This is a genomic window from Rhodococcus sp. EPR-134 (genome assembly GCF_001647205.1).
Lineage (GTDB): Bacteria > Actinomycetota > Actinomycetes > Mycobacteriales > Mycobacteriaceae > Rhodococcus_F > Rhodococcus_F qingshengii.
Genome location: NZ_LVCT01000617.1, coordinates 1 through 4,187, shown reverse-complemented (window position 1 = coordinate 4,187; position 4,187 = coordinate 1). Strand labels below are relative to the sequence as shown.

5 protein-coding genes and 1 pseudogene are annotated in these 4,187 nt (G+C 60.3%); all 6 read left to right on the top strand.

Annotated elements, in window-relative coordinates; translation table 11 throughout:
- Window positions 1-255: pseudogene (locus A2J01_RS27025) on the top strand (50S ribosomal protein L11); the annotation flags it as partial.
- Between the two features lie 109 nt (window positions 256-364).
- Window positions 365-1,084, top strand: a complete 720-nt coding sequence (rplA, locus tag A2J01_RS27020) for a 50S ribosomal protein L1 (RefSeq protein ID WP_003941982.1) — start codon at window positions 365-367, stop codon at window positions 1,082-1,084.
- A gap of 133 nt (window positions 1,085-1,217) precedes the next feature.
- Window positions 1,218-1,910: a hypothetical protein gene (locus A2J01_RS27015; RefSeq protein ID WP_042453090.1), complete on the top strand. Its 693-nt coding sequence runs from the start codon at window positions 1,218-1,220 to the stop codon at window positions 1,908-1,910.
- A gap of 419 nt (window positions 1,911-2,329) precedes the next feature.
- Complete coding sequence (rplJ, locus tag A2J01_RS27010) at window positions 2,330-2,914, top strand: 50S ribosomal protein L10 (protein ID WP_003942074.1); 585 nt, start codon at window positions 2,330-2,332, stop codon at window positions 2,912-2,914.
- Window positions 2,915-2,992: 78 nt separating this feature from the next.
- Window positions 2,993-3,379, top strand: coding sequence for a 50S ribosomal protein L7/L12 (rplL, locus tag A2J01_RS27005; RefSeq protein ID WP_003941857.1), 387 nt, complete (start codon window positions 2,993-2,995; stop codon window positions 3,377-3,379).
- A 259-nt stretch (window positions 3,380-3,638) separates the two neighbouring features.
- Window positions 3,639-4,187, top strand: a 549-nt coding sequence (locus A2J01_RS27000) for an ABC transporter ATP-binding protein (protein WP_156519424.1), incomplete at its 3' end; no start/stop codon positions are given.

Sequence of the window (4,187 nt, the reverse complement as noted above, 5' to 3'; positions counted from 1 at the left end):
ATCTCGGTCTACGAAGACCGGACCTTCGATTTCAAGCTGAAGACCCCTCCCGCCGCCAAGCTGCTCCTCAAGGCAGCCGGCGTCGCCAAGGGCTCCGGCGAACCGCACAAGACCAAGGTTGCCTCGGTGACCATGGATCAGGTGCGCGAAATCGCGAAGACCAAGGCTGAAGACCTCAATGCCAATGACATCGAGCAGGCCGCGAAGATCATCGCCGGCACCGCTCGTTCCATGGGCATCACGGTCCAGGGCTGATAGTCCGCTCCACAGCATTACGTGGGAGGGCCGGCCAGGCCCCGACCACAACTGAACCATTCACCACTGCACAGGTAATTCGCTGCAGTGACAAGTAAGGACAGAACAAATGGCAAAGCGCAGCAAGGCGTACCTCGCCGCCGCTGAGAAGATCGACGCAGACAAGCTCTACAGCCCGCTTCAGGCTGCAAAGCTCGCCAAGGAGACGTCGTCCACCAAGATGGATGCAACCGTTGAGGTTGCAGTTCGTCTGGGCGTCGACCCCCGTAAGGCTGACCAGATGGTCCGCGGAACGGTCAACCTGCCCCACGGCACCGGTAAGACCGCTCGCGTCATCGTGTTCGCTGTTGGCGAGAAGGCAGCAGAAGCCGAGGCTGCAGGCGCTGACGTAGTCGGTGCAGAAGACCTGATCGAGCGCATCCAGGGTGGATGGGTCGATTTCGACGCCGCAATCGCGACTCCTGATCAGATGGCCAAGGTCGGCCGCATCGCCCGTGTCCTCGGACCCCGTGGCCTGATGCCGAACCCGAAGACGGGCACCGTCACGGCGGATGTCACCAAGGCTGTCAACGACATCAAGGGCGGAAAGATCAACTTCCGCGTCGACAAGCAGGCCAACCTGCACTTCGTCATCGGCAAGGCATCGTTCGACGATGAGAAGCTGGTGGAGAACTACGGCGCAGCCCTGGACGAGATCCTGCGTGCGAAGCCCTCGTCGGCCAAGGGTCGCTACGTGAAGAAGATCACGGTCTCGACCACCACCGGTCCGGGCATCCCGGTGGATCCGAACCGTACTCGCAACCTCCTCGAGGATGCTGCAGACGCGTAAGCAGTCCGCATACGACAAGAAGGCCGGCAGGGATCACTCCCTGCCGGCCTTCTTGTCGTTTCGGGAGAGGGTGATCCCTGCCGGTGGTATCGGTCCATCGGTGGTATCGATCTAACGGTGGCATCATCGGGGTATGCACGAAGCGTTCCAGTTCCTCGGAAACTTTTGGTGGCTGATCTTCGTTTTCGGCGGCACCATCGGTGGGGCGCTGAAGGGTGTCGCGGTTGCCAACGAAAGGCGGATCGAGCGCCGGCAAGAGCGCTTCCGGCTCAAGCAGCAGACCAAGGTCGCCATCGCGCAAGCCAACGCACAACATCACGCCGACGAAGAAACACAGCGCCGAGAGCTGGCCAAGGCAATCGAGCAGCACGATGCGGTCGACGCCCGATGGTTCTCGTACGAGCTCGATCCGGTCACACTGCTCGACACCCCGATGATGACGGACATGCGCGAGCCTTTGACGGCCGATTTTCATCGAGCCAAATATCGTGCCGATCTGCTTCGCCCAGGCAATCCGGAGACGATGATCGGCAACCAGCAGGCACAAACCGAGTACCGCGAGGCGGTGCACGCTTACTCGATCGCCTTCGAAATCGCGGAAGCTGAGGCGAAGCGCCGCCGACGGAGCGGATTCACCCTCGACGAACAAGAACGCCTGGTAAGGGCGCAACGTCTGCTGCGACTGGCCATGGACGAGGGCGCGACGCCACAGGAACGTCAGAGTGCGTACCGGAAGGCCCACAAGGAACTCGATGGACTGCTGGTGTTGCCGGACCGAGCTCGGGCAGCAATCGAACACAAGATCGCCAGGGCTATCGGTGCTTGAAGGAATCGGGTGCGTGACGAACCCGATTTGGTTGTGCAGCGAGCAGTCAGGTAGTCTTCGAGGCGGAGTTCAGTGCTGGATATGAACTTCACCCCAAAATCATGTTCTACCCAAGACCGTTGGTGATTGCACTCAGTGATGGGTGTGGTTGAAAGTCCGGGAGTGCCCGGCGGCCCACGTAGGTGAACGAGGTAGGGGGATAGCTTGATGTAGTGGTTCTACAGTTTGCCTGGTTATGCACTGCCTCGCTTTGCATCGTTACGCTGATTCGTAAGCCTCTTCTTCATGTTTCCTCTGTACGCCCCGTGCGCTTGCGCCGGGGCGTTTTGCATGTCGCGGACTGTGTCTTCTCGGGTTCACCCCGATGAGGTGCAGCGGTTCCTGAGTGGGACAACGACTGTCACGAGAGGAGGCGAAGTATGGCAAAGCCTGAGAAGGTTTCCGCAGTTGCGGAAATCACCGAGCAGTTCAAGGGTTCGACCGCCGCTGTGGTCACGGAATACCGTGGCCTTTCGGTTGGCAACATCACGACACTGCGACGCGCTCTCGGAGAAGGTGCCACCTACTCCGTCGCCAAGAACACCCTGGTCAAGCGTGCCGCCGCAGAGGCTGGCATCGAGGGCCTTGATGACCTGTTCGTTGGTCCGACCGCCATTGCATTCATCAAGGGCGAACCGGTCGACGCTGCGAAGGCTCTGAAGAACTTCGCTAAGGACAACAAGGCGCTCATCATCAAGGGCGGCTACATGGACGGCGCTGCGCTGTCCGTGGAAGAGGTCAACAAGATCGCGGATCTCGAATCCCGCGAAATCCTGTTGGCAAAGCTTGCCGGCGCGATGAAGGGCAACTTGGCAAAGGCCGCAGGCCTGTTCAATGCTCCCGCTTCGCAGATGGCCCGTCTGGCCGCTGCCCTGCAGGAGAAGAAGGCTGCAGAAGGCGGAGCCGCAGAGGCCCCCGCAGAGGCTGCCACCGAGGCTCCGGCCGAGGCCGAAGCCGAAAGCTGATCCGCACCCGCGCATCACTGCTATAACCCCGCCCGGTCGCGGATCAGCGACATGGGACTTACAGGAAGGACCGCCACAATGGCGAAGCTCAGCACCGAAGAGTTGTTGGATCAGTTCAAGGAGCTCACCCTCCTCGAGCTCTCGGAGTTCGTTAAGGCATTCGAGGAGACCTTCGAGGTCACCGCTGCTGCTCCCGTCGCCGTCGCCGCTGCAGGCGCACCGGCTGCCGGCGCAGAAGCTGCTGAAGAGCAGGACGAGTTCGACGTCGTCCTCGAGTCGGCTGGCGACAAGAAGATCCAGGTCATCAAGGTCGTCCGTGAGGTCGTTTCCGGCCTCGGCCTGAAGGAAGCCAAGGATCTCGTCGAGAGCGCTCCGAAGGCCATCCTCGAGAAGGTTGCCAAGGACGCCGCAGAGGCTGCCAAGGAAAAGCTCGAAGCTGCCGGCGCAAAGATCGTCATCAAGTAAGACGGTTTTCCCGCTGCTCTTCGCGAGTAGTAACGAAGAGGGCCACTCCCCACGGGGAGTGGCCCTCTTTTTTTGAACTTTTTTCGCGGGTGATATGCCGGAATTCATGCAGGTGGGAGGGGTGTCCGAACTAGGCTGTGATCTGAATTATGCTTCTTACCTACTCGTTAGTAGTATTCGCAGTCACGGGTACCACTCCCATGCGATAGAGTGACCCAACCCACACGGGTGCATGCATGCAACGGACGTCGCGGAGGTAATGGTGGGAGTCGAGGTAGCGGTACAAGGACTGACAAAGTCTTTCGGGTCGCAGAGGATTTGGCAGGACGTGTCGTTGACACTTCCCGCGGGTGAGGTCAGCGCACTGCTCGGGCCTTCGGGTACCGGTAAGTCGGTGTTCCTGAAGTCCCTGATCGGACTGCTCCGCCCTGAACAAGGCTCCATCGTCATCGACGGCACGGACATCCTGCAGTGCTCCTCCAAGGAGCTCTACGAGATCCGCAAACTGTTCGGCGTTCTCTTCCAGGACGGCGCACTGTTCGGCTCGATGAACTTGTACGACAACATCGCCTTCCCGCTTCGTGAGCACACCAAGAAGTCGGAATCCGATATCCGCAAGATCGTGATGGAGAAGTTGGACCTCACGGGTCTGGTCGGCGCCGAGGACAAGCTTCCCGGTGAGATCTCCGGCGGTATGCGCAAGCGTGCCGGTCTGGCGCGTGCACTCGTTCTCGATCCCGAGATCATCCTCGTCGACGAGCCCGACTCCGGTCTGGATCCGGTGCGTACGACGTACATCAGCCAAACG

Bases quoted from the DNA above. Each gene is read 5' to 3' on its own strand.
- rplJ (WP_003942074.1), top strand. From the start codon at position 2,330: ATGGCAAAGCCTGAGAAGGTTTCCGCAGTTGCGGAAATCACCGAGCAG.
- rplL (WP_003941857.1), top strand. From the start codon at position 2,993: ATGGCGAAGCTCAGCACCGAAGAGTTGTTGGATCAGTTCAAGGAGCTC.
- A2J01_RS27015 (WP_042453090.1), top strand. From the start codon at position 1,218: ATGCACGAAGCGTTCCAGTTCCTCGGAAACTTTTGGTGGCTGATCTTC.
- rplA (WP_003941982.1), top strand. From the start codon at position 365: ATGGCAAAGCGCAGCAAGGCGTACCTCGCCGCCGCTGAGAAGATCGAC.